Origin of the sequence: Micromonospora sp. NPDC049004 (assembly GCF_040649315.1) — a bacterium.
Lineage (GTDB): Bacteria > Actinomycetota > Actinomycetes > Mycobacteriales > Micromonosporaceae > Micromonospora.
On record NZ_JBEZFG010000004.1, the window covers coordinates 442965 to 464177 of the forward strand.

The following is a 21213-nucleotide window of genomic DNA, read 5'->3' on the forward strand; positions in this document are numbered from 1 at the left end:
GGGTCCGGCCGAGCGGTGGGAGCCCGGGGTCCCGCAGCCGGGCCGCGCTGCCGTCGGAGGGGTTGCCGTATGGCACTGTCGGACCGCCGATGTCTCTATGGGTCGCGACGCGACCGAGGTCGAGCGCTGGCTCCGGTCGGCCAGCGCCGTAACGTCAGCGCTGAGGAGTTCCGCCGACAGTAGGGCGGACCCGGTGTACCGAGGGCCGTAGGATCTGTCAGGCGCACCAGTTGGACCTCGTCATGCTGGCGTCGCTACGTCTGTCTGTCGGGGGATGGTAATGGCCGAAGAGGTCCGCACCGGTGCCGCAACCGGCACCACCACCCCGCCTGACCAGGGCTGGCCGGCGAGGGCGCGCGTTCCCGTGCTGTCAGTTGTAGTGCTGGTCCTCGTTGCCTGCGCAGCATACGTGGGCTGGGGTCGTGGCGTGGGGCAAGCCGAGTCGGCAGCCATGCCCTCCTGGGAGGCGTCCCCTACGCCGGGCTTCCCGGCGTTGCGCGACCTGATGCCGGACAACGTCCGGATCGGATCGGCCGTCGACGGGCGCCTGTTGGCCGTCGACCCCCGGTACCGCGCGACGCTCACGAGCCAGTTCAACGCTGTGACCTCGGAGAACGCGATGAAGTGGGGCAACCTCGAACCATCACCGGACGTGTACGACTGGACGATCAGCGACCAGTTGGTCGACTTCGCCCAGGCCAACGGGCAGGCCGTGTACGGTCACACGCTCTTGTGGCACAGCAGTGTCCCGGCCTGGGTGTCCGAGGAGTGGTCGCCCGAGCAGCTGCGGGCGGTGCTCAAGGAGCACATCAGCACCGTGGTAGGCCGGTACCGGGGCAAGATCTGGGCCTGGGACGTCGTGAACGAGGTGCTCGCCGAGGACGGGTCCCTGAGGAACTCGCTGTGGCTTCGCAAGCTGGGCCCCGGTTACATCGCCGACGCGTTCCGCTGGGCGCACGAAGCCGACCCGGATGCCCGACTGTTCATCAACGACTATGGCACCGAGGGCCGCACCCGCAAGGCTAATGGGCTGCTGCGGTTGGTCAGAGAGTTGCGTGCGGGTGGCGCACCGGTGAACGGCGTCGGCTTCCAGAGCCATCTCCGGGTGGGGTCCGCGCCGAACGACCCGACGGGCAACCTGCGCCGCTTCGCCGCCCTGGGCGTCTCCGTGGCCATCACCGAGCTGGACGTGCGGATCCAGTTGCCGGTGTCCACTGAGAAGCTGCTCGATCAGGCTCTGCTTTACCAACACATGCTGAGGGCGTGTCTTGCCGTGTCCACGTGCGAGTCGATCACGTTGTGGGGCTTCACGGACGCCAGTAGCTGGATTGGTTCGCACTATCCCGGGTACGGCGCCGCCTGCGTCTTCGACACGAAGGTCGAACCGAAGCCGGCGCACGACGCCCTCGCGCAGGAACTGCGCTCCCGCAAGTCGGCACAGCCGAGCTGATCTGGCGCGAAACGCACCCGAACGCCACTAGTCAGGACACCTTACCGCCGCATAGGGTGCTCGTCGCGATCCTCCGTCGGGGAAATTGGGAAAGGAAGGTCGTGTCCGCGCACACTCAGTTCCTCACGCCTGTCACGCCACAGCAGGCGCCAAGGTTCGACCCCGACCTGGGGGTGATCACACCCCCCTCCAACGGCATGGCCCGGACCGTGTTCGCGCGTCCGGCGCCGCGGGCCAACTGGCGTCGACGGTACGTGGCCTGGCTGGTGCTGCTCGACGTGCTCGCCGCCCTGGCCGCCAGCCGGACCGTGGTCGCCCTGCTCGACGAGGCCGATGCCGGCTTCTGGGACCAGCGGGTCCTGGGCAACATCAGTTCGTTCACGCTGGTGGCGAACGTCGGGGTGCCGGTGGGGTGGCTGGTCATGCTCGTCGCGGCCGGCGCGTACGACAGGCGGGCGCTCGGGCTGGGCACCGAGGAGCTGAAGAGGGTGGCGCGGGCCAACCTCGCGATGGCCGCCATGGTGTCCTTCCTGGCGCTCGGTTTCAAGAAGGACCTGTCCCGGGCGACGGTCGCCGCCATCATCATCTGCCTGCTGGTGTACACGCTGGTGGCGCGGTTCGCCGCCCGGGTGGTGCTGCGCCGGGTCCGGCGTACCGGGCGGGCGGCACAGAAGGTGCTGCTGGTCGGTCGGCTCTCCGACGCGCTCGCCCTGCACGAGGTGGTGACCCGCAACTACGGTGCCGGGCTGCATCCGATCGCGATCCACCTGCCCCGTCACCCGAGCCCGGGCGCGCGGGTGACGGCCCCGGTGCCGGTGTACGTGGGCTGGGACCTGGTTCCCTTGGTCCAGCAGATCGGCGCGGACACGATAGCGGTCTGCGGCCCCGCCAGCCTGGAGTCGTACGAGCTGCGCAAGCTGGCCTGGCAGTTGGAGGGCACCGGCCTCAACCTCGTAGTGGTTCCGCAGGTCACCGATGTCACCGGTCCCCGCATCCACGTCCGGCCGATCGAGGGTCTGCCACTGCTCAACGTGGACGAGCCGACGATCTCGGGCCTGTCGCTGCTGGCCAAGAACGTGCTCGACCGGGTCACCGCGCTGGTGGGACTTGTCGTCCTGAGCCCGGTGCTGATCGCCATCGCGGTGGCCATCAAGGCCAGCGGTCCGGGGCCGGTGATGTTCCGCCAGACTCGCATCGGCCACGAGGGCCGGGCGTTCAAGGTCTGGAAGTTCCGGACCATGTACATCGACGCCGAGGAGCGGCTGGCGGCCCTGCGCGACCGGAACGAGAGCGACGGGCTGCTCTTCAAGATCAAGGATGATCCTCGGGTCACCCCGATCGGCCGGCACCTGCGGGCGCTCTCACTGGACGAGCTGCCCCAGCTGATCAATGTGCTGCGGGGGCAGATGTCGCTGGTGGGCCCGCGCCCGCTGCCCACCGAGGACGACGACTACCGCGGTGACGTACGACGGCGGCTGCTGGTGCGACCGGGCATCACCGGCCTCTGGCAGATCTCCGGTCGCTCCGACCTGACCTGGGACGACGCGGTCCGGCTGGACCTGCACTACGTGGACAACTGGTCGCTGCTGTACGACCTGGCCATCCTCTGGAAGACCGTCAGCGTCGTGCTGGCGCGCAGGGGCGCGTACTGATCCGTCGCTGGCACCTGCCCCTACGGCGACGGGCGGCGGCCTCGCGGCCACCGCCCGTCGTCCAGACCAGTCCTACTTCTTGCTGCCGAGGCTGACGATCTCGCCCACCGAGTCCCGCCGGACCGCGTCGTAGAACGTCTTCACCCGCGGCTTGTCGGCGAACACGACGCTCTCCGAACCGACCTGACCGGTGCCCTTGGTGGGGCTGGTCAGGAACGTCATGTTGCCGCCCCGGACCCCGCGCAGCTGCGTGGCCATGTCCAACAGGGACAGGTCCCGGTCCACCGAGACGGAGTTCGAGGTGGCCTTGAGGAAGTCGTTGAGCTTGACGGGGTTGGTGATGATGCCACCGGACGACGCCTTGTCGATGATCGCGCGGATCACCTGCTGCTGGTGACGGATCCGGGCGAAGTCGCCGTCGGCGAACTGCTTGCGCTGACGTGAGTAGTCCAGGGCGGTCTCCCCGTCCATCCGCTGCACACCCTGCTTGAACGTGCGGAACGGCTCGTGGATCGAGGTGAAGCTCTTCTCGGAGTCGATCTCGATGCCGCCCAGCGCGTCGATGATCTCCTTGAAACCGGCGAAGTCGATCACGGCCACATGGTCCACCCGGACCCCGGTGAACGACTCCACGGTCTGCACCATGAGCGGAATCCCACCCCAGGCGTAGGCCGCGTTGACCTTCGCGTCCCGCCCGCCGTGGTTGCCGTCCTTCGACTTGGGCACCGGCACCCAGGTGTCCCGGGGAATCGAGATCAGTTGCGCGCTCGACCGGTCCTTGGGCAGGTGGGCCAGGATGATCGTGTCGGTGCGCGACCCGCTCGTCCGCTCCGGGTCACGGGAATCGCTGCCCAGGATCATGATGTTCGTGGCCCCGGTGACGGCCGGCTGGGGGCGGGACTCCTCCGGCACCCCGTCGAAGGCGTCGACCCGTTCGATGTCCGACTCGACCGACCGGAGGTAGAGCCCGCCGGCCACCGCACCACCGGCACCGAGCACCACCAGCACCAGCAGGCTGATCAGGAGGATCCGCCGCCACCGGCGACGCGGCCGCGGACCGCCCGGCGTTGATCCCTCGGCGGGCTCCAAGGACCCGGCGGCACCGGTGCTCGGTTCCGTCCCGGGCTCCGAGGTCTGTTCACGATGTGGCATGGGCGCGATGCTACTGAAGGCCGTTGCGCGCCGCGTACCCTCGTACAGCCGGCGGATGCTGTCATGTGGACGGTTCCTCGCCCGCCGCCGGTGCGACGTCGACCACCGGTACCCCGGCGACGGCATCGGCATGGCATGGTGGCCGGGTGCGGCTGACCTCGATCCACACGTACCCCGTCAAGGGTTGTCACCGCCTCGACCACGATGGCGCGTTCGTGCAGCCGTGGGGCCTGGCCGGCGACCGACGCTGGATGGTGGTGGACGCCGACGGCGTCGGCGTCACCCAGCGGGAGACCACGCTGCTGGTCGGCCTACGCGCCATGGTGCGCCCGGGCGGCCTGGTGCTGCGCGCGGACGGGCGGCCCGACCTCGACGTGCCGGAGCCGGCCGGCGGCGACCCCGTGGCGGTACGCACCTTCCGCAGCCGGACGATCCGGGTCGAGGCGCTGCCCGCGGGCGCGGCGGCCGACGCCTGGCTCGGCGAGCTGCTCGGCCGGCCCGTCCGGCTGGTCTGGTTGGCCAACCCGGCCCGGCACGTGGCCGCCGGCACGCGCGAACACGACACCGGCGACCAGGTCAGCTTCGCCGACGCCTACCCGCTGCTGCTGACCAACGCCGCCTCCCTCGACGCCCTCAACGGCTGGCTCGCCGACGCGGGAGAGGAGCCGGTGCCGATGACCCGGTTCCGGCCCAACCTGGTCGTCGACGGTGCCCCGGCCTGGGCCGAGGACGGCTGGGCCGGCCGGTCGCTGCGCATCGGTGACCTGCGGCTGCGCGCCGCCGGGCCGTGCGACCGCTGCGTGGTCACCACGACCGACCAGGAGACCGGGGTACGCGCGAAGGAACCGCTGCGCACACTCGGCCGCTACCGAAACGTCGGCCAGAAGCTCCTCTTCGGACTGAACGTGGTCCCCGTCGACAGTGGTGAGGTGCGCATCGGCGACCCGGTCGTCGTCGAAGCCTGACGCGGCGGCAGTTCCGGTTCGTGGATCCGCTGCGGGAGCGCACCCGTCACCGTGCGTCGATGCTGTCTTAGCTTTGGCTTAGCCGGCTTGTCCGCTCCCGCGCCGGTCCGGCAGCATCGCCGACGTGACCGACGGAAGCGCTCCCGGCGGCGTCGACAGCAGAGGCGCCGACGTCCGAGGTGTGGACGTCCGAGACGTCGACATCGAACTCGACCTGGACCCTGCTCCGGACGACCTGGCGGCGTCCCCGTCCGGCCCGGTGCCCTGGCTGGTCGCCACCGGCGTCGTCGTGCTCGCGGCGGTGCTCGGGCTCACCCTGGCCCTGCGCTCCGGCTCCGCCCCGGCCTGCGCGGCCGGCCGGACGCTCGCCGCCGCGCCACCCACCGGCACCGCCACCCACAGCGGCAAGGCGACCTTCTACGACTCGAAGGGCACCGGCGGCAACTGCTCGAACCCGGCGGCGCCAGCCAACCGGCTCTACGTCGCGCTCGGCCCCAGCGAGTACGCCGCAGGTGCCGCCTGCGGCGGTTTCCTCGACGTCACCGGCCCGAAGGGCACCGTGCGCGTCCTGATCATGGACCAGTGTCCGGAGTGCGAGCCGGGGCACCTCGACCTGTCCCGCGAAGCGTTCGCCCGGATCGCCGACCCGGTGCAGGGCCTCGTCCAGGTCACCTACCGCGCGGTGGTCAACCCGCCCCTGCCCGGCCCGCTGAGCTTCCGGATCAAGGAGGGCGCGTCGCAGTTCTGGTTCGCCGTCCGCGTCGGCAACCACGGCAATCCGCTGCGCTCCGTCGAGGTGCGCCAAGGCGCCGACGGCCCGTGGCGGGCAACCGCCCGGCAGGACTACAACTACTGGCTGCTGGCCTCCGGCGCGGGCCCCGGCCCGTACAGCGTGCGGGTCAGCGACGTGTACGGACACCGGGTCACCGTGTCCGGCATCCGGATGGCGCCCGGTCAGGTGCAGTCCACTGTGGTGCGGATGTACGAGCGCGGCGTCGTGGCCAGGACCTCGCGACCGTCCGCGACGGCCCGCCCACCGACCGGCCGACCCGGCGGTACGCCGACAGCGGCACGCCCACCGGCCGAGGTGGCGAAGGCGAACGCCCCGGCCACCCCGGTCGTCGACCGGCCCTCCACCCGCCCGGCCGGGGCAACCGCCCGCTGGTGCGGCTGACCGGCCTGGTGCGGTTGGCGGCTCAGCCGGTCGGTGTCAGGTCGAGCCACATGAGGATCTCGTCGCGGTCGTCACCCGGCGCCACCCGCAGCGCGCCCGGCAGCCGACCGATCTCCCGGTACCCGAGGCCGCGGTAGAACGCGTCCAGCCCCAACCCGTCGCGCACCGTCACGTGCAGCGCCTCGTGGCCCAACTCCCGGCCCAGTCGCGCGGCCTCGCGCATCAGCGCCGACCCGTGCCCCGCACCCTGGGTGTCCGGGTGGACCATCACCCGCTTCAGCACACACCAGTGCGCCTTGAGGCCGAACCGGTTGTCGGCGAAGATCAGCACCGCGACAAGCCGGTCGCCGTCGTACCCGACCAGCAGCCGGTCCGGCCCGTCCGCGATGCCCGCGAACGTCGGGTCGGCGATCGTACGGACATCGGTGGCGGTGACCGGCGGTACGAAACCCACCGCGCCACCGGCGTTGCTGACGTCCACCCACAGGGCGACGATGTCGGCGCGCAGCCGTGGGGTCAGCTCGGGATCAAGGACGAAGCGCAGACTCACGGCGCCCATCCTGACCCGGCGGCCAGGCTCCCGGCCCGTGATCGTGACGCGGCCGACAGCCAGCTCCCGCGGCACGCGGTGTCCGTTGATCGGTGCGGGAGAGGGGATTCGAACCCCCACATCCTTCCGGATACAGGTTCCTAAGACCTGCGCGTCTGCCGTTCCGCCACTCCCGCGTAATCGCAAAGTCTAGAGCGTCTGGCTTCGACGGTGTTGAGCCCGGCCTCCCTCAGGATGGTGAAGGTCGTGCCGTGACTCACCCCGCGCTTTGAGCGTGCGCCAGGTTCAGTCCAGGCCGAGGTCGCGGCGGAGCTTGGCGACGTGCCCGGTGGCCTTGACGTTGTAGAGCGCCCGTTCGATCTTGCCGTCGGCGTCGATGACGAAGGTCGAGCGGATCACGCCGGTGACGGTCTTGCCGTACAGCTGCTTCTCGCCGTACGCCCCGTACGCGGTGAGCACCGACCTGTCTACGTCCGACACCAGTGCGAAGGTGATGGCGTCGCGGTCGCGGAACTTCGCCAGCTTCTCCGGCTTGTCCGGGGAGATGCCGACCACCTCGTAGCCGGCCGCCTGGAGCGAGGCGAGCGAGTCGCGAAAGTCGCAGGCCTGCTTGGTGCAGCCGGGGGTCATCGCCGCCGGGTAGGCGTACAGGACCACCTTGCGGCCCCGCAGGTCGGCCAGGGAGAGCTGGTCGCCGGTGTCGGTGGGGAGGGTGAACTCGGGCGCGGGGTCACCGGGGGAGAGGCGGTCGGGCGCGGTCATGACCCGACCCTACCGCCGTGCGTACCGGTGCCGGCGTCGGCGGCACGCCCTCCTCCGGCAGGGGCATGAGCAGATCTTGGACAGTTTCCGTCAGCTGCTGACGGAAACTGTCCAAGATCTCGGAGCCGGCCAAAGCGAACGGGAAGCGGCCGGCGCGCGACGTCGGGGCCCGCCAAAGGTGATCAAGACCATCCGTTGTTGCCAGAGTCTGGCAACAACAACTCCTAGGAAATAGGCTGACCCGGCCGGTCCCGGTCGGGTCCGCTGACGCGTGGGAGGTCGCGTGGAAACACTGGCGATGCACATCTCGAACGGGATCATCGACGGCCCCGTCGCGGCGGTCTTCGCGGCCCTGGCGCTCGCCGCGCTCACCGGATGCGTCCTGCGCGGCCGGCGGGACCTGGACGACCGGCTCGCCCCGATGGCCGGCCTGGTCGCGGCGTTCATCTTCGCCGTCCAGATGCTCAACTTTCCGATCTTCACGGCCGGTGTGAGCGGTCACCTGCTCGGTGGCGCGCTCGCCGCGATGCTGGTCGGGCCGTGGGTCGGCGCGCTGTGCGTGGCAGTGGTGCTCGTCGTGCAGGCGCTGATCTTCGGCGACGGCGGTGTGGCGATGCTCGGCCTGAACATCACCAACATGGCGCTGCTCGGCACCGCCGCGGCGTACCTGCTGATCGCCGTGCTGTTGCGGGTGCTGCCCCGCACGCGGGCCGGCCTGGCCGTCACCGCGTTCGTCGCGGCGCTGGTCAGCGTGGTGGTCGCGTCCCAGGGCTTCGTCGTCGAGTACTGGCTGGGCGGCACCACCGACCTGGGCGGCAACCTCGCCGGCCTGGCCGGCACGATGGCCGGCGTACACCTACTGATCGGCATCGGCGAGGGCCTGATCACCGCGACCACAGTGCTCACCGTCGCGAAGGTGCGCCCCGACCTGGTGTACGCGCTGCGCGCGCTGCCCACCCCCGCCACCCCCGTCGTCCCGGTTTCCGGAGGTGTCCGATGAAGAACCGTTCCTGGGCGTTCCTGGCCGGCGGTCTGCTGGTCGCCCTGCTGCTCGCCGGTGTCGTGAGCAACTACGCCTCGTCGCACCCGGACGGCCTGGACTCCTCCCTGCTCAAGGGCTGCACCGTCGACGCCGACGACAACATCGTCGGTGGCAGCTGCCCGGCGCAGCAGGCCCGCGAGCACGAGCTGGGGGACAGCCCGCTCGCCGACTACGGCGTGCGGGGCATCGAGAACAGCTTCGTCTCGACAGGTCTCTCCGGGGTGTTCGGGGTGCTGGTGACCTTCGCGATCGGCGTCGGCGGCTTCTGGCTGCTGCGGCGGCGAGGCACCACGTCCACCACCGGCGACGGCCCGGCCACCCGCGACGCGTCGACCACTACCGACGCGACCGGCGACGCGGTCACCGCCAGTGATGCCGGGCACCGCACCGGCACGGCCGGCTGAGCAGGAGGTACGCGGATGGGTGCCGGTCACGGGCACGTGTTGTACCGCGAGTCGACCTCGCCGGTGCACCGGCTCCCGCCCGAGGTCAAGATCGTGGCGATGGTGGTCTTCACGATCGCCGTGGTGGCCACCCCGCGCGAGGCGTTCTGGGCCTTCGGCGCGTACGCCCTGCTGGTGGCCGGGGTGGCGGCGCTGGCCCGGGTGGGGCCGCGCTGGCTGCTCAGTCGCGCGCTGATCGAGCTGCCGTTCGTGCTGTTCGCGGTGGCGCTGCCGTTCCTCGGCGCCGGCGAGCGGGTCGAGGTGCTGGGGCTGCGGCTGTCCGAGGACGGCCTGCACGGGGCGTGGAACATCCTGGCCAAGGGCACTCTCGGTGTCCTCGCCTCGCTGTTGCTCGCGGCGACCACCACCACCCGGGACCTGATCGTCGGGTTGGACCGGCTGCACTGCCCGCAGGTGCTCACCCAGATCGCCACGTTCATGCTGCGCTATCTCGACGTGCTGGTCGGCGAGGCGCGGCGGATGCGGGTGGCGCGGATCTCGCGGGGTGACGACCCCCGCTTCCTGTGGCAGCTGCGCGGCTTCGCCGCCGGCATCGGGGCGCTGTTCCTGCGCGCCTTCGAGCGCGGCGAGCGGGTCTACCTGGCGATGCTGTCGCGGGGCTACACGGGGCGGATGCCCGCGGTGTGGCAGGGCGACGGCGCGGCGACCGCAGGTCAGTGGCTGGTCGCGGCGACCGTGCCGGTGGTGGCGGCCTCCATCGCCGCGACCGCCGTCGTGCTGACATGATCGGTGTCGTGCAGACCGCCCTCTCGCTGGACGTTCGTGGCGTCCGGTACGCGTACCCGGACGGTCACGTGGCCCTGCACGGGGTGGACCTGACGGTGCCGCGCGGTGACCGGGTGGCGCTGCTCGGGCCCAACGGCGCCGGTAAGACGACGCTGGTGCTGCACCTCAACGGCATCCTCACCCCGACCGAGGGCAGCGTGAGCGTCGGTGGGCTGACTGTCACGCCGGACCGGGCGACCCTGGCCGAGGTGCGTCGCCGGGTGGGCATCGTCTTCCAGGACCCGGACGACCAGCTCTTTCTGCCCACGGTGGCGGAGGATGTGGCGTTCGGGCCGGCCAACCTGGGCCTGCGTGGCGCGGAGCTGGCCGCCCGGGTGGACGAGGCGCTGGCCGCCGTCGGGATGAGCGAGCATCGGGCCCGGGCACCGCAGCACCTCTCGTTCGGGCAGCGCCGACGGGTGGCGGTGGCCACCGTGCTGGCCATGCACCCGGAGATCCTGGTGCTTGACGAGCCCTCGTCGAACTTGGACCCGGCGGCCCGGCGTGAGCTGGCCGAGATCCTGCGTGGCCTGCCGGTGACCCTGCTGATGGTCACGCACGACCTGCCGTACGCGGCGGAGCTGTGCGAACGCTCGGTGATCCTGGACGCCGGCCGGATCGTCGCCGACGCACCCACCCACGACCTCCTGAGCAACGAGCCCCTGCTGGCGAGCCACCGCCTGGAACTCCCCTACGGCTTCACCCCACGCCCGTAGCCCCCTGCCGCCGCTCTCGGCGATCTTGCACTTGCTGTCCCGGCCTTTGTCGCGAAAGCCGCAGAACTCCGACACAAAGTGCAAGATCGCGGGGAGGTCAGCGGGTCGGGACCGTGGCTCGGGAGGTGGCGTGCAGGCGTAGGACTCCGGCTGCTGTCGCGCCGACACCGGTGATCAGGACTGCGGCCACCATGGCGCGGGCGACCTCGGGTGACCACGGCACCGGGGCGACCGACCGGGCGAACACCGCGGCGTTCGCCGCGCCCGCGAAGAGGGCCAGGCAGGCGCCGGCCAGCGCCACCACGAAGTCGGCCGCCGGGCGGCGGGCCAGCGCGTAGGCACCGGCGGCGAGCGCGCCCAGACCGGTGAGCAGCGCCCAGACCTGACCGCCCAGCAGCCCGGCGAGGACCCCGCCGACGCCCTGGGCGCCAGCGTCCAGCTCCCGCCCCACGGGGTAGAGCACGGCGACCGCGCCGCCGACGACCAGCAGCGCGCCCACCGCGGACAGCGCCCGGGCGCCGGCCGTGGAGGCGGCGGCGAGCAGGCCGAGCGCGCCCACCGCGAGCAGGCCGACGATGGTCACCGCCCACCAGGTGTACGCGTCCGGCGGTGGCACCCAGTCCAGCGTGCCGGCTATCTGCGCGGGGTCGGCGCCGTCGCGCAGCGGGATCGTCCAGTCCCGGACCCGGTGCTCACGCTCGGGCGCGGCGCGTGCCACGTCCGGTGGTGCCGACTCCTGCCACAGGGCCCTCTGGTCGTGCCAGCGCACGCTGACCCCGTCGTCGACGCGTCGCCAGGACGGCGGAGCGGCCGGGTCGGCGTCGGCCGGCAGCGCCGTGTCCCCGGCGAGGGTGCGGTTGAGGTAGGTGGCGGGGGACCGGCTGTTCTCGTACACGCCGTCCGGACCGACCCGCAGGTACGGCTCGCCGGAGTAGCCGATCACCTCGATGGCCCGGCCCGTGCGGTTGGTCAGCTCCAGTCGGGCACCCGCCTCGATCACCCGTACCGTCAGGCCGGGCCGGGCCGGCGTGACGCCGGTGACGCGGGTGCGGTAGTCGGAGCCGTCCGGGGCGTCCGCGCCGTGCGCGGCGGCGGGCGCCGCGGTGAGCACTGTCGCCGCGCAGGCGGTGGCGGCGATCACTGTGGCGCGCGCCAGCAGGGTACGGATCACTTGCCGGCCGCCGCCACGGCAGCGGTGAGGCCCTGCGGGCTGCGGTCGGCGAGTGGCTGACCGTTGACCAGGACGGTGGGCGTGCCGGTGACGTCGCTGCGGCTGGCCTCCTCGGTGACGTGCTCGGTCCACGTCTTGTACGTGCCATCGGACACGCAGCCGCCGAATGAGCCACGGTCCAGTCCCACGCCGACGCCGATGTCGATCAGCTCGTCGTCGCTGAGCCCGGCGCTGCCCTCGGGCGGCTGCTTGGCGAAGAGCGCCTTGGCGTACTCGTGGAACTTGCCGCCGGCCGCCGCGCAGCCGGAGGCGGCCGAGGAGCGCGTGGAGTACTCGGTGGTGGAGAAGCGGTTGAGGAACGCGACCGGGTGGTAGACCACCTTCGCCTTGTTCTCGGACACGAGCTGCTCCAGCGTCGCTCCGGTGCTCTGCTCGAACTGCTTGCAGACCGGGCAGAGGAAGTCCTCGTAGACGTCGACGGTGACCGGCCCGCCGCCGACGACGATGCCGGTGCCGGGCTCGTTGGCGCCGGGCGGGGTGGTGAAGTCGTCCGAGCGCTGGCTGGACCAGACGCTCCAGCCGATCAGGCCGGCGATGACCAGCACCGCGACGGCGGCGGCGGAGACCCAGAGCGTGCGGCGGCGGCGTCGTTCGCGGGCCAGTTGCTCGCGGACGACCCGAGCCGCGTCCCGCTGCCCCTTGCGACTACTCATCCTCGTCCTCCACGGCCGGTTCGGCGGACAGCCACCCGTCCACCGAGACGGGCGTACGCGGCCAGATCACCAGAAATCCGGCCAGCACCAAGAATCCCAGGTCCCGCAGGATCTCCGGGAGGTAACTCGGGGCCTGTCCCTCGGCGAGCTGCCCGCCGCTGCCGAAGCAGCCGCAGTCGATGGCCAGGCCACGCGTCCAGGCCGAGGAGATCCCCGCGATGAAGACCAGCAGCAGCGCGACGGAGATACCCGCGCTGAGCCGGGTGGCCAGCCCGAGCAGCAGCAGCACGCCCAGGGCCAGCTCGACGAACGGCAGCGCGGCGCCGACCACTGTCGCCACGTCGTACGGCAGCACCTGGTAGGCGTTCACGGCCCTGCCGGAGGCGGCCAGGTCACCGACCTTCGACGCCCCGGCGACCAACCACACGGCGGCGAGGCCGAGGCGGGCGGCCGTGCTGAGCCAGGGGCGGACGGCCGCCCAACGGCCGGCCCGGATGGGGGGTGCGGTCACGTTCATTTGTCGTCCCGTCTGCGCCGGAAGTTCCGGACTCAACCGGTAAGGGCGTCGCCGACGGCCTCGACCAGCTCGTCGCGGGCCCGGGCGACCCGGGAGCGGATGGTGCCCACCGGCACCCCCTCGACGTCGGCGGCCTCGGCGTACGACAGGCCGAGCAGTTGGGTGAGCACGAACGCCGCACGTCGCTCGGGGCTCAGCCGGCGCACGAGGTCGGCGGCGCCGAGCTGCCCGGCCGGGTCGGGATGCGGCCGGTCGGTGTACGCGTTCGCGGCCAGCCGCTCGTCGAGACGGCGACGCCGGATCACCGTCCGCAGATGGTCGGCGCAGGCCCGCCGGGCGATGCCGAGCAGCCACGTGCGGACACTGGACCGGCCCTCGAACGCCGGCAGGGCCCGAAACGCCCGCAGGTAGGTCTCCTGGGTGAGGTCGTCGGCGCTGTCCGGGCCCACCAGAGCGGCCGCGAAGCGCCACACCTCGGCCTGGGTCAGCCGGACGAACACGGCCTGGGCTGCGGGGTCGCCGTCGCGCGCGCTCAGGGCCGACTCGGTCGCCGGGTCCCGGGCGACGTCACCTGTCGCACCGGCGGCACCGGAGTCACGCGGGACGGGGATCACGACAAACCAGGTTACGCGCCGCCGGGTGTGACGTCAGGGTCCTTCGGCCCTTGGATGGTCTGCGCCACGTCGGGAACTTTTCCCCGCCGCCAGCCGACTACCTGCTCATGACACGCGACCTCTCGTGCGCGGCGCTGGCGGCTGGCCACAGGTGAGCCGATCCCCCGCCTCGGGTCGCCGACATCCAGGTCCGTCGGCGACCATGGCCGGCATGACTGTCGCACCCCGCCGCTGGATCGCCCGGCTGGCCGCCGCCGCCGGCCTCCTGGTCACCGTCGTCGCCCTGTTGATCGCGCCCGCCACCCCGGCCAGCGCCCACGCGGTGCTGTCGAGCAGCAGCCCGGCCGCCTCGTCGGTGGTGTCGAGCGGGCCGGCCGAGGTGGTGCTCACGTTCAGCGAGTCGGTCCGCAAGGTGCCCGACAAGATCCGGGTCATCGCGCCGGACGGCGCCCGGGCCGACCGGGGCGAGCCGTCCTTCGAGGGCGGCGTCGTCACCATCCCGGTGGACCCGGCCGGTCAGCGCGGCACCTACCTGGTGACCTTCCGGGTGATCTCCGCCGACAGCCACCCGGTCTCCGGCGCGTTCACCTACTCGGTGGGCGCCCCGTCGGCGCCGCCTGTCGATTCCGGCAACGACAGCCGCGCCGACCCGGTGGTGGAGAACGCCGTGAAGGTGGCCCGCTTCCTCGGCTACGCCGGTCTGGTGCTGCTGGTCGGGCCGGCGCTGGTGCTCGCCGCGCTGTGGCCGCGCCGGCTCTCCCGCCGGGGTCCCACCCGGCTGGCCTGGGTCGGTCTCTCCCTGGTGGCCGTGGCCACCCTGGCCGACCTGTGGTTGCAGGTGCCCTACACCGCCGGTGGCGGCCTCTTCGAGGTGACCGGCGAGGGGTTCGGCAGCGTGTTCGGCAGTGCCTTCGGCGCCGCCCACCTGGTCCGGCTCGGCCTGCTGGCGGCCTCGGCGTTCCTGCTGCGGCCGCTGCTGGCCCGCCCGGCCGGCCGGGCCGACGCGATCATCCTGGCCGTGCTCGGCGGGGCGGCCCTGCTGACCTGGCCGCTGGCCGGGCACCCGGCGGCCTCCCCGGCGCCGGCGGTCTCCGTGGTGGTCGACGCGGTGCACCTGGGCAGCATGGCGGTCTGGCTGGGCGGCCTGCTGATGCTCGCCGTCTTCCTGCTGCGCCAGGCCGACGAGCGGGAGTTGGGCGCGATCCTGCCGATCTGGTCACGCTGGGCGGCGCTCGCCGTGTCGGCCCTGCTGCTGGCGGGCACCGTCCAGGCGCTGATCGAGGTGGCCACCCCGGACGCCCTGTTCACCACCACGTACGGGCGTCTGCTGCTCGCCAAGATCGGGCTGTTCGCGATCGTGATCGCCGTGGCCGCGTACTCCCGGCAGTTGGTCCGTCGACGCACGGCGGCCCAGCGACCGACGCCGGTGCGCCGGGCGGTCCTGGTGGAGTTGGCCGTCACCGTGGTGGTGCTGGGGCTGTCGGCGACGCTGGTGCAGACCACGCCCGCCCGCACCGCCGTGGCCGGGCCGTCCGGCACCCAGGCCGGGCTCTTCTCCACCACGCTGACCAGCTCGCTGTTCACCCTCCAGGTCGAGCTGGACCCGGCCGAGCGGGGCAACAACTCGGTGCACCTGTACGCGTACACCAAGGACAACCAGCCGCAGCCGGTGGCGGAGTGGCGGGCGACCGCCGCGCTGCCCTCGGCCGGGATCGAGCCGATCGAGCTGCCGCTGCTGCCGCTTACCGACAACCACTCCTACGGCGACATCAGCCTGCCGGCCGCCGGCGACTGGCAGTTGAAGATCACCGTTCGTACGTCCGACATCGACCAGGCCACGGTGACCGCCACCGTGCCGATCCGTTAGAGAGGTTTCCCAAGCCCATGATCCGTCTCCGGCGTACCGCAACCGCCGCTGCCGCCCTGGCGTTCACCGCCGTCGCCACCGCCGTGCTCGGCTTCGCCGGGCCGGCGTCCGCCCACGTCACGGTGAACCCGAAGGAGGCGACCCAGGGCGGCTACGCCCGGGTGGCGTTCCGGGTGCCCAACGAGAGTGACACCGCGTCGACCACCAAGCTGGAGGTCGTGCTGCCGGAGAACGCGCCGATCGGCTCGGTGTCGACCATCCCGGTGCCGGGTTGGACGGTGACGACGGAGAAGCGCAAGGTGGACCCGCCGATCGACGTGCACGGCAGCCAGCTCACCGAGGCGGTCTCCAAGATCACCTGGACGGCTACCGGTGACGCGGCGGTCAAGCCGGGCCAGTTCCAGGAGTTCGGCGTCTCCATGGGGCCGCTGCCGAAGGTCGAGTCGATGGTCTTCAAGACCCTCCAGACGTACTCCGACGGCAACATCTCGCGCTGGATCGACGAGCCGCAGCCGGGCGGCGAGGAGCCGGAGAAGCCCGCTCCGGTGCTCACCCTCACCGCCGCGGGGCCGTCGGCGTCGGCTGCCCCGGCCGCTACGGCGGTCGCCGCGGCCGACGACGACGATGACGAGAGCGACGGCACCGCGATCGGCCTCGGCATCGCCGGCCTCGTCGCCGGCCTGGCCGGCCTGGTGCTCGGCGGTCTCGCGTTCGCCCGGACCCGCCGGAGCCCGGTCGCGAAGTCCTGACCCGTCGCTCACCGCTGGCCCGCCGGATTCCGGCGGGCCAGCGTGCTTTCGCCGACCGAAGCCGGCCGTGCCGTCGATATCCCCTGATCAGCCGGTCTACGTCGGTAAGGTCGGCCGGGTATCTGGCTACGGAGGGGGACGCTGCGAATGCGGTTCGTGCGGGTGATCACCGGAATGCTGCTGTTGGTCATCGGGATTCCGGCGCTGTTCGCCGGCGGCGGGCTGTGGCTCGTCACCCGGCACGCCGACCCCGGTGGGACCTTCACCGCCCGGTTCGAGACGGTCCGCACCCCCGGCCACGCGGTAGTGGTCACCGACCTCGACCGGTTGCTGCGGCGGGAGGCGCCCTTCACGCGCGCCGCGCAGACCCGCCTCCGGCTCGACGCCCGTACCCCCGACGGCCCGGCCTTCGTGGGGCTGGCGCCCACCGCCGAGGTGCGTCGGTGGCTGGAGTCGGTGCCGTACGCCTCGGTCCGCCGGGTGGCGTTGGCCCGAGGTCCGCTGCCGGTCCGCACGGACCCGGCGGTCCCTGCGGCGGCTCCGCCCGCCGGTGCGGCAGTCACCCCGCTCGGTCGCCCGTTCTGGGTACGCGAGGGTGTCGGCACCCTCCAGTGGAGCGCCGACGAGCTGAGCGGCGAGTCGATGAGCCTGGTGGTGATGCGCCCGGACGGCCGCGCCGACCTGAGCCTGGATCTGCGCGCCGAACTGAGCGCGGGTTGGGTCGGTCCGGTCACCTGGGGTCTGCTGGCGGTGGGGGTGCTGCTGGTGGCGTGCGCGGTGCTGCTCCTGCTGCGTCCGCCGCGTCCGCGCGAGGTGGTCTTCGTTGTCGAACCGGACCAGGTGCCGGTGCTCGCCGGCCGGCTCGGGGTCACGTCGCTCAGCGGCCTGAGTTCCCGGAATTCCGGTGCGGCCCCGCCGTTGCCGGCGGTGCGACAGCTCGCCCCGGTCGGCTCCGGCGCGGCCGGGTGGCCCCGGTCGGCGTCCGGCGCCGAACCGACCCGGCCGGTCACCCTCGCCGACCTGGACGTGCCGGCCCGGCTGCCCCGCCCGCCGGAGGTGGCGTTGAGCCTGGCGTGGCCGCCCGCCGGCGCCGAACCCACGGCACGGCCGATGCCGACGGACTGAAGCGGCGAGTGGCCCTCCGCGCTGCCGACGCGGAGGGCCACTCTCACCGGGGGATCGGTGCTACCCGAGCGACGCTTGAGATAGGTGAGTCCAGATTAGCGCCGATGGTCGCTACTGGGGAGTTGTGTCCATTTGGTGCGACTTTTCCACGGTCCGGACCGGGCGGGCCACGCGGACCGGCAGGACCACCAGCAGCAGCAGGCTGAGCAGCACATAGCCGTTGCGCGCCACGAAGTCCACCGGGTCGTCGGTGCGGACCGGCGCCACCCCCCAGTCGTGGAACGACACCACGCCGTAAATGATCAACGCGGCGGTGCCCACGGCGAGCCCGGCGAGCCACCGCCGTCGACGGAACTCCTCCGGCCGGTTCGCGCTCAACGCCGCGTCGGCGAGCACCACCACCGCCGGCACGAACCAGTAGATGTGGTGGGTCCAGGTGATCGGGCTGACCAGAGCGCCGACCAGGCCGGTCAGGGTCAGGCCGGTCAGCGCGTCACCGGCACGCGCGGCGCGGGCCGCCCGCCACAGGCCATAACCGGCCACCACGGCGACCACCAGGAGCCACAGCAACCGGTCCGGCTTCTCCGGCGCGGTGAACCGGCTGAGCAGCCCGAAGAGCGACTGGTTGCCGGTGTAGTCGGTGCGACCCACCCGGTCGTTGTCCCACAGCTCCTGCGTCCAGAACCGCCACGAGTCCCCGGGCGCGACCGCCGCCGCGAGCAGCGTCGCCGCCGCCGCCGTCGCGCTCGCCACCGCAGCGGCCCGCCACCGTCGGGTGGCCAGCAGGTACACGATGAAGATGCCCGGGAAGAGCTTGAGCGCCGTCGCCAGCCCCACGCCGACCCCCGCCCAGCGCCGCGCCTGCGGTACGGCGAACAGCAGGTCGGCCAGGATCAGCACGACCAGCAGCATGTTGATCTGCCCGAACGTGATCGTCTCCCGGGTGCTCTCCACCGCCAGCACCAGCAGGACGGCCACGGTCAGGGTGAACGTTCGCGGCAGGTGGTGCCGGGCGATCACCGGCGTCACCAGCCACCGGGTGGTCACCACCACGGCCACCAGAGTGAGCACCGTGAAGATCACCACGGTGGCGCCGAGCCGGATCAGCCCGAACGGCCACAGCAGCAGCGCGCTGAACGGCGGGTACGTGAAGTACAGCTCACCCTGCACCCGGTCCGGCTGGACGTAGTCGTAGAGCGGGTGGCCGGCCGTCCACCAGTCCATCGCCGACATGTAGATCTTCAGGTCGAAGAAGTTGTGCACCAGGCCGGGCAGGTAGAGCGCCGGCAGCACGGCGATCAGCGCCACGATCGCGACCAGCCGACGGACCGTACGGCCGCCGGGATCGTCGTCGGTGACGGCGGGCGGTGCGACGGGTTTGACTGGCACTTGAGAAACCCTAGCGGTCCGTCCGGCCGAGAGCGCGCAGCCGTGGGGCGTGGGCTGCGCGTAGGCTGTCCCGGTGGCTGATCTCCTCGTCTGGATCGACTGTGAGATGACCGGGTTGGACCTTGGCAGTGACAAGCTGATCGAGGTCGCGGCACTGGTCACCGACCCCGACCTCAACGTGCTGGGTGATGGTGTCGACGTGGTGATCCACGCCGACGAGGCCGCGTTGGAGGCGATGCCGGAGATCGTCCAGACCATGCACGCCAAGTCCGGCCTCACCGAGGAGGTCCGCCGCTCGGCGGTCACCCTGGCCGAGGCCGAGGACCGGGTGCTGGAGTACGTCAGCACCTTCGTCAAGGACCCGCGCACCGCGCCACTGTGCGGCAACTCGATCGCCACCGACCGTGGCTTCATCGCCCGGGACATGCCCCGCCTCGACGCGCACCTGCACTACCGCATGATCGACGTGTCGTCGATCAAGGAACTCTGCCGCCGCTGGTACCCCCGGGTGTACTTCGGTCAGCCGCAGAAGGGCCTGGCGCACCGGGCGCTCGCCGACATCCGCGAGAGCATCCGGGAGCTGGAGTACTACCGGCGCACCATCTTCGTTCCGCTTCCCGGCCCGGACGTCGAGACCGCCAAGGGCATCGCCGCCGAGCTCTAGAGCGGGGCCGCGCGGTCGGCGGGGAACCCGCTGGACGCCGTGAGCGGTGGTGTGGCTATTATTGGTCCGCACCCCGCCCGGGGCGATCGACCGGGCGTCGGAGGCGTGGTGGCTGTAGCTCAGTTGGCAGAGCACCGGGTTGTGGTCCCGGTTGTCGTGGGTTCAATTCCCATCAGTCACCCCACTAGTGGATCTCTTCCACTGCGGCTCAGGCCCCCTCTTCGGAGGGGGCCTGAGCCGTCATAGGGGACTGGTAGGGAAAATCAGTCCACCGGTATCCGGTAGATCAGCTCGTATCGCCCGCGCGGCAGCACGATAGTCGCCGTCTCGACCGGCGTGCCCCCGGCGAAGTACGTCCGATCGATCTCGTACACGTCCGCCGGCCTACCAGGCAGACGCAGCGCGTCCGCCTCCGCGTCCAGCGCAGGCCGACTACTGATTCGCTCTTCGAACTCGTCGACGCGCACGCCGATCGCGTCCATTCGGGCGACCACGCCGACGGCCGTGCCGCCCTCGGGCCACTCGACCGGTGTTCCGCCCGTGATGCTCAGCGGCTCGTACGACGTCGAGAGTTGGACCGGCTCGCCGTCGGACAAGAACCGATATGCCGTCCGCATGACGGGAGTGCCCGGCTCGACGCCGAGGCGCACCGCGATCCGCTCATCGGCCTGCTCGTGGCGGCTCTCGTGCTCCCAGGTGGCCTGCTGGCCGGCGCGGGCCGCGTCCCGGGCGAACGGCGACGTCGATCCGGAACTGCTGCGGACGTCGCGGCCGGGTGCACGCCGCACCAGCCGTCGAGTGGCCTGGACGTAGACGCCGGAGCCTGCCCGGCCCTCGACGAGACCTTCACCCTTGAGCACGCTGATCGCCCACTTCGCGACGGTGCGGCTTACGCCGAACCGGGTCATGAGCTTGGTCTCGCTGGGCAACTTGGCACCCGCCGCCAACGCGCCGGACTGGATCTCGGCGCGTAACTCAGCGGCGATCGCCAGATAGGCAGGCGTCTTAGCCATGGGAATACAACCTCCGGTCAGCACGACCAGTCGATCACAGGCAACCTGGCGTGCCAAGTTTGCGCGGCGGGCTTGTTCGGGCGAACCTAGTGCACTAGGTTCCGAATAGCTCCCTGCTATCGGACGGCTCCGGTCAGCAACCATCGCTGCCGGTAGCGGGGAGTCCCAGACGACGTGTTGCCGCAGCACCTTGCCTATGCGGCCACCCACCGGGAAGGGATGTCGATGTGGCACATGATCAAACGAATCGCTCGGCAGTGGCCCCGCTGCGACCCCACGGCCGGCCGGGCCTGGCAAGCCGCGGACCGGCTGGCCGCGCATCAGCGCCTACTCGACCTGGCGGCCCGTCGGCGGGCCGAGCATTTGGCCGACGGGCCGACGCCATGATGGAAGAACCGACCACCGCCCGGGCTGGGGTGGAGGCGCACCACCAGCGGGCGATCCGTGAACTGACCGTGCTTGAGGCACGGCTCGCCGACGAGCACGTGCCGCGCCGCCCCGAGTGGGAGTGCCAGAGTTGTGCGCCGGGCACGTCCTGGCCTTGCCCGCCCGCACAGGTCCGCCTGTTCGAGCTGTACGGCCGCGACCGTATTGGGCTTTCCATGCACGTCGGTGCGCTGTACTACGTCGCCAGCCGGGAGCGGCCCGACGACGACCCGGGCGAGCTGTACGACCGGGTCGTCGGTTGGAATCGCTGAT

The 21213-nt window shown here is 71.7% G+C and carries 21 protein-coding genes, 2 tRNA genes and 1 pseudogene; 14 read left to right on the top strand and 10 right to left on the bottom strand.

Translation table 11 applies throughout. The annotated features are described in order from the left end of the window. Window positions 1-280: 280 nt before the first annotated feature. Window positions 281-1450, top strand: a complete 1170-nt coding sequence (locus AB0B97_RS15375; RefSeq protein WP_357494039.1) for an endo-1,4-beta-xylanase — start codon at window positions 281-283, stop codon at window positions 1448-1450. Window positions 1451-1647: 197 nt separating this feature from the next. Further along, on the top strand, window positions 1648-3102 hold the full coding sequence (locus AB0B97_RS15380; protein ID WP_234581560.1) for a sugar transferase: 1455 nt from the start codon (window positions 1648-1650) through the stop codon (window positions 3100-3102). A 72-nt stretch (window positions 3103-3174) separates the two neighbouring features. On the opposite strand, the gene AB0B97_RS15385 is transcribed toward AB0B97_RS15380, so the two are convergent. Further along, window positions 3175-4254, bottom strand: a complete 1080-nt coding sequence (locus AB0B97_RS15385) for an LCP family protein (protein WP_357494041.1) — start codon at window positions 4252-4254, stop codon at window positions 3175-3177. Between the two features lie 146 nt (window positions 4255-4400). On the opposite strand from AB0B97_RS15385, the gene AB0B97_RS15390 reads away from it, so the two are divergent. Together AB0B97_RS15390 and AB0B97_RS15395 are read left to right on the top strand one after the other, a co-directional pair. Beyond that, window positions 4401-5219, top strand: a complete 819-nt coding sequence (locus AB0B97_RS15390; RefSeq protein WP_357494043.1) for an MOSC N-terminal beta barrel domain-containing protein — start codon at window positions 4401-4403, stop codon at window positions 5217-5219. Window positions 5220-5343: 124 nt separating this feature from the next. Beyond that, window positions 5344-6393 carry an expansin EXLX1 family cellulose-binding protein gene (locus AB0B97_RS15395; protein WP_357494045.1) on the top strand — a complete coding sequence of 350 codons (1050 nt, stop codon included), beginning with the start codon at window positions 5344-5346 and terminating at the stop codon, window positions 6391-6393. A 22-nt stretch (window positions 6394-6415) separates the two neighbouring features. On the opposite strand, the gene AB0B97_RS15400 is transcribed toward AB0B97_RS15395, so the two are convergent. The 3 genes from AB0B97_RS15400 to bcp all read right to left on the bottom strand — a co-directional run bounded on the left by AB0B97_RS15400 (window position 6416) and on the right by bcp (window position 7705). Continuing rightward, window positions 6416-6943: a GNAT family N-acetyltransferase gene (locus tag AB0B97_RS15400; protein WP_357494047.1), complete on the bottom strand. Its 528-nt coding sequence runs from the start codon at window positions 6941-6943 to the stop codon at window positions 6416-6418. A gap of 93 nt (window positions 6944-7036) precedes the next feature. Next, window positions 7037-7119: transfer RNA gene (locus AB0B97_RS15405), tRNA-Leu, on the bottom strand. A gap of 109 nt (window positions 7120-7228) precedes the next feature. Next, on the bottom strand, window positions 7229-7705 hold the full coding sequence (gene bcp, locus AB0B97_RS15410) for a thioredoxin-dependent thiol peroxidase (protein WP_234581438.1): 477 nt from the start codon (window positions 7703-7705) through the stop codon (window positions 7229-7231). A gap of 283 nt (window positions 7706-7988) precedes the next feature. On the opposite strand from bcp, the gene AB0B97_RS15415 reads away from it, so the two are divergent. The 4 genes from AB0B97_RS15415 to AB0B97_RS15430 are packed head-to-tail and all read left to right on the top strand — an operon-like array spanning window position 7989 to window position 10692. Beyond that, window positions 7989-8705: an energy-coupling factor ABC transporter permease gene (locus tag AB0B97_RS15415; protein WP_357494049.1), complete on the top strand. Its 717-nt coding sequence runs from the start codon at window positions 7989-7991 to the stop codon at window positions 8703-8705. Continuing rightward, window positions 8702-9151 (top strand): PDGLE domain-containing protein, encoded by a 450-nt coding sequence (locus AB0B97_RS15420; RefSeq protein ID WP_357494051.1) that lies wholly within the window; start codon window positions 8702-8704, stop codon window positions 9149-9151. The genes AB0B97_RS15415 and AB0B97_RS15420 overlap by 4 nt, the downstream gene beginning before the upstream one ends. 15 nt (window positions 9152-9166) lie before the next feature. Continuing rightward, on the top strand, window positions 9167-9937 hold the full coding sequence (gene cbiQ / locus AB0B97_RS15425) for a cobalt ECF transporter T component CbiQ (protein WP_357494053.1): 771 nt from the start codon (window positions 9167-9169) through the stop codon (window positions 9935-9937). Continuing rightward, entirely contained in the window at window positions 9934-10692 is a 759-nt protein-coding gene (locus AB0B97_RS15430; protein WP_357494055.1) for an ABC transporter ATP-binding protein, read from the top strand. The genes cbiQ and AB0B97_RS15430 overlap by 4 nt, the downstream gene beginning before the upstream one ends. 97 nt (window positions 10693-10789) lie before the next feature. Here AB0B97_RS15430 and AB0B97_RS15435 read toward each other — a convergent pair whose 3' ends face one another. The 4 genes from AB0B97_RS15435 to AB0B97_RS15450 are packed head-to-tail and all read right to left on the bottom strand — an operon-like array spanning window position 10790 to window position 13707. Then, window positions 10790-11863: a hypothetical protein gene (locus tag AB0B97_RS15435; protein ID WP_357494057.1), complete on the bottom strand. Its 1074-nt coding sequence runs from the start codon at window positions 11861-11863 to the stop codon at window positions 10790-10792. Next, window positions 11860-12576, bottom strand: a complete 717-nt coding sequence (locus tag AB0B97_RS15440) for a thioredoxin domain-containing protein (RefSeq protein ID WP_234581425.1) — start codon at window positions 12574-12576, stop codon at window positions 11860-11862. Before AB0B97_RS15440 ends, AB0B97_RS15435 begins: the two co-directional genes overlap by 4 nt. Then, entirely contained in the window at window positions 12569-13093 is a 525-nt protein-coding gene (locus AB0B97_RS15445; protein ID WP_357494059.1) for a MauE/DoxX family redox-associated membrane protein, read from the bottom strand. The genes AB0B97_RS15440 and AB0B97_RS15445 overlap by 8 nt, the downstream gene beginning before the upstream one ends. Window positions 13094-13125: 32 nt before the next feature. Beyond that, window positions 13126-13707 (bottom strand): sigma-70 family RNA polymerase sigma factor, encoded by a 582-nt coding sequence (locus AB0B97_RS15450; RefSeq protein WP_357494061.1) that lies wholly within the window; start codon window positions 13705-13707, stop codon window positions 13126-13128. A 202-nt stretch (window positions 13708-13909) separates the two neighbouring features. Between AB0B97_RS15450 and AB0B97_RS15455 the strand changes: the two genes are divergently transcribed. From AB0B97_RS15455 to AB0B97_RS15465, 3 genes and pseudogenes are all read left to right on the top strand, one after another. Then, window positions 13910-15574, top strand: a complete 1665-nt coding sequence (locus AB0B97_RS15455) for a copper resistance protein CopC (RefSeq protein WP_357494063.1) — start codon at window positions 13910-13912, stop codon at window positions 15572-15574. A gap of 17 nt (window positions 15575-15591) precedes the next feature. Beyond that, window positions 15592-16323: a YcnI family protein gene (locus AB0B97_RS15460; RefSeq protein WP_357494065.1), complete on the top strand. Its 732-nt coding sequence runs from the start codon at window positions 15592-15594 to the stop codon at window positions 16321-16323. A gap of 675 nt (window positions 16324-16998) precedes the next feature. Next, window positions 16999-17277: pseudogene (locus AB0B97_RS15465) on the top strand (hypothetical protein); the annotation flags it as partial. 282 nt (window positions 17278-17559) lie between these two features. Here AB0B97_RS15465 and AB0B97_RS15470 read toward each other — a convergent pair. Then, window positions 17560-18837 carry a glycosyltransferase 87 family protein gene (locus tag AB0B97_RS15470; RefSeq protein WP_357494067.1) on the bottom strand — a complete coding sequence of 426 codons (1278 nt, stop codon included), beginning with the start codon at window positions 18835-18837 and terminating at the stop codon, window positions 17560-17562. Between the two features lie 73 nt (window positions 18838-18910). Between AB0B97_RS15470 and orn the strand changes: the two genes are divergently transcribed. Together orn and AB0B97_RS15480 are read left to right on the top strand one after the other, a co-directional pair. Further along, complete coding sequence (gene orn, locus AB0B97_RS15475) at window positions 18911-19501, top strand: oligoribonuclease (RefSeq protein ID WP_308195323.1); 591 nt, start codon at window positions 18911-18913, stop codon at window positions 19499-19501. A gap of 108 nt (window positions 19502-19609) precedes the next feature. Next, a tRNA-His gene (locus AB0B97_RS15480) sits at window positions 19610-19685 on the top strand. Between the two features lie 79 nt (window positions 19686-19764). Here AB0B97_RS15480 and AB0B97_RS15485 read toward each other — a convergent pair. Then, a complete protein-coding gene (locus AB0B97_RS15485; protein ID WP_357494069.1) occupies window positions 19765-20538 on the bottom strand; it encodes a GntR family transcriptional regulator in 774 nt (257 codons plus the stop codon). A 359-nt stretch (window positions 20539-20897) separates the two neighbouring features. Between AB0B97_RS15485 and AB0B97_RS15490 the strand changes: the two genes are divergently transcribed. After that, complete coding sequence (locus tag AB0B97_RS15490; protein ID WP_357494071.1) at window positions 20898-21212, top strand: hypothetical protein; 315 nt, start codon at window positions 20898-20900, stop codon at window positions 21210-21212. Window position 21213 lies beyond the last annotated feature (1 nt).

What these genes read in the sequence shown, in the direction of transcription:
- AB0B97_RS15375 (WP_357494039.1), top strand. Translation starts at nt 281, where the DNA reads ATGGCCGAAGAGGTCCGCACCGGTGCCGCAACCGGCACCACCACCCCG.
- AB0B97_RS15380 (WP_234581560.1), top strand. Translation starts at nt 1,648, where the DNA reads ATGGCCCGGACCGTGTTCGCGCGTCCGGCGCCGCGGGCCAACTGGCGT.
- AB0B97_RS15385 (WP_357494041.1), bottom strand. Translation starts at nt 4,254, where the DNA reads ATGCCACATCGTGAACAGACCTCGGAGCCCGGGACGGAACCGAGCACC.
- bcp (WP_234581438.1), bottom strand. Translation starts at nt 7,705, where the DNA reads ATGACCGCGCCCGACCGCCTCTCCCCCGGTGACCCCGCGCCCGAGTTC.
- AB0B97_RS15420 (WP_357494051.1), top strand. Translation starts at nt 8,702, where the DNA reads ATGAAGAACCGTTCCTGGGCGTTCCTGGCCGGCGGTCTGCTGGTCGCC.
- cbiQ (WP_357494053.1), top strand. Translation starts at nt 9,167, where the DNA reads ATGGGTGCCGGTCACGGGCACGTGTTGTACCGCGAGTCGACCTCGCCG.
- AB0B97_RS15430 (WP_357494055.1), top strand. Translation starts at nt 9,934, where the DNA reads ATGATCGGTGTCGTGCAGACCGCCCTCTCGCTGGACGTTCGTGGCGTC.
- AB0B97_RS15440 (WP_234581425.1), bottom strand. Translation starts at nt 12,576, where the DNA reads ATGAGTAGTCGCAAGGGGCAGCGGGACGCGGCTCGGGTCGTCCGCGAG.
- AB0B97_RS15445 (WP_357494059.1), bottom strand. Translation starts at nt 13,093, where the DNA reads ATGAACGTGACCGCACCCCCCATCCGGGCCGGCCGTTGGGCGGCCGTC.
- AB0B97_RS15455 (WP_357494063.1), top strand. Translation starts at nt 13,910, where the DNA reads ATGGCCGGCATGACTGTCGCACCCCGCCGCTGGATCGCCCGGCTGGCC.
- AB0B97_RS15460 (WP_357494065.1), top strand. Translation starts at nt 15,592, where the DNA reads ATGATCCGTCTCCGGCGTACCGCAACCGCCGCTGCCGCCCTGGCGTTC.
- AB0B97_RS15490 (WP_357494071.1), top strand. Translation starts at nt 20,898, where the DNA reads ATGATGGAAGAACCGACCACCGCCCGGGCTGGGGTGGAGGCGCACCAC.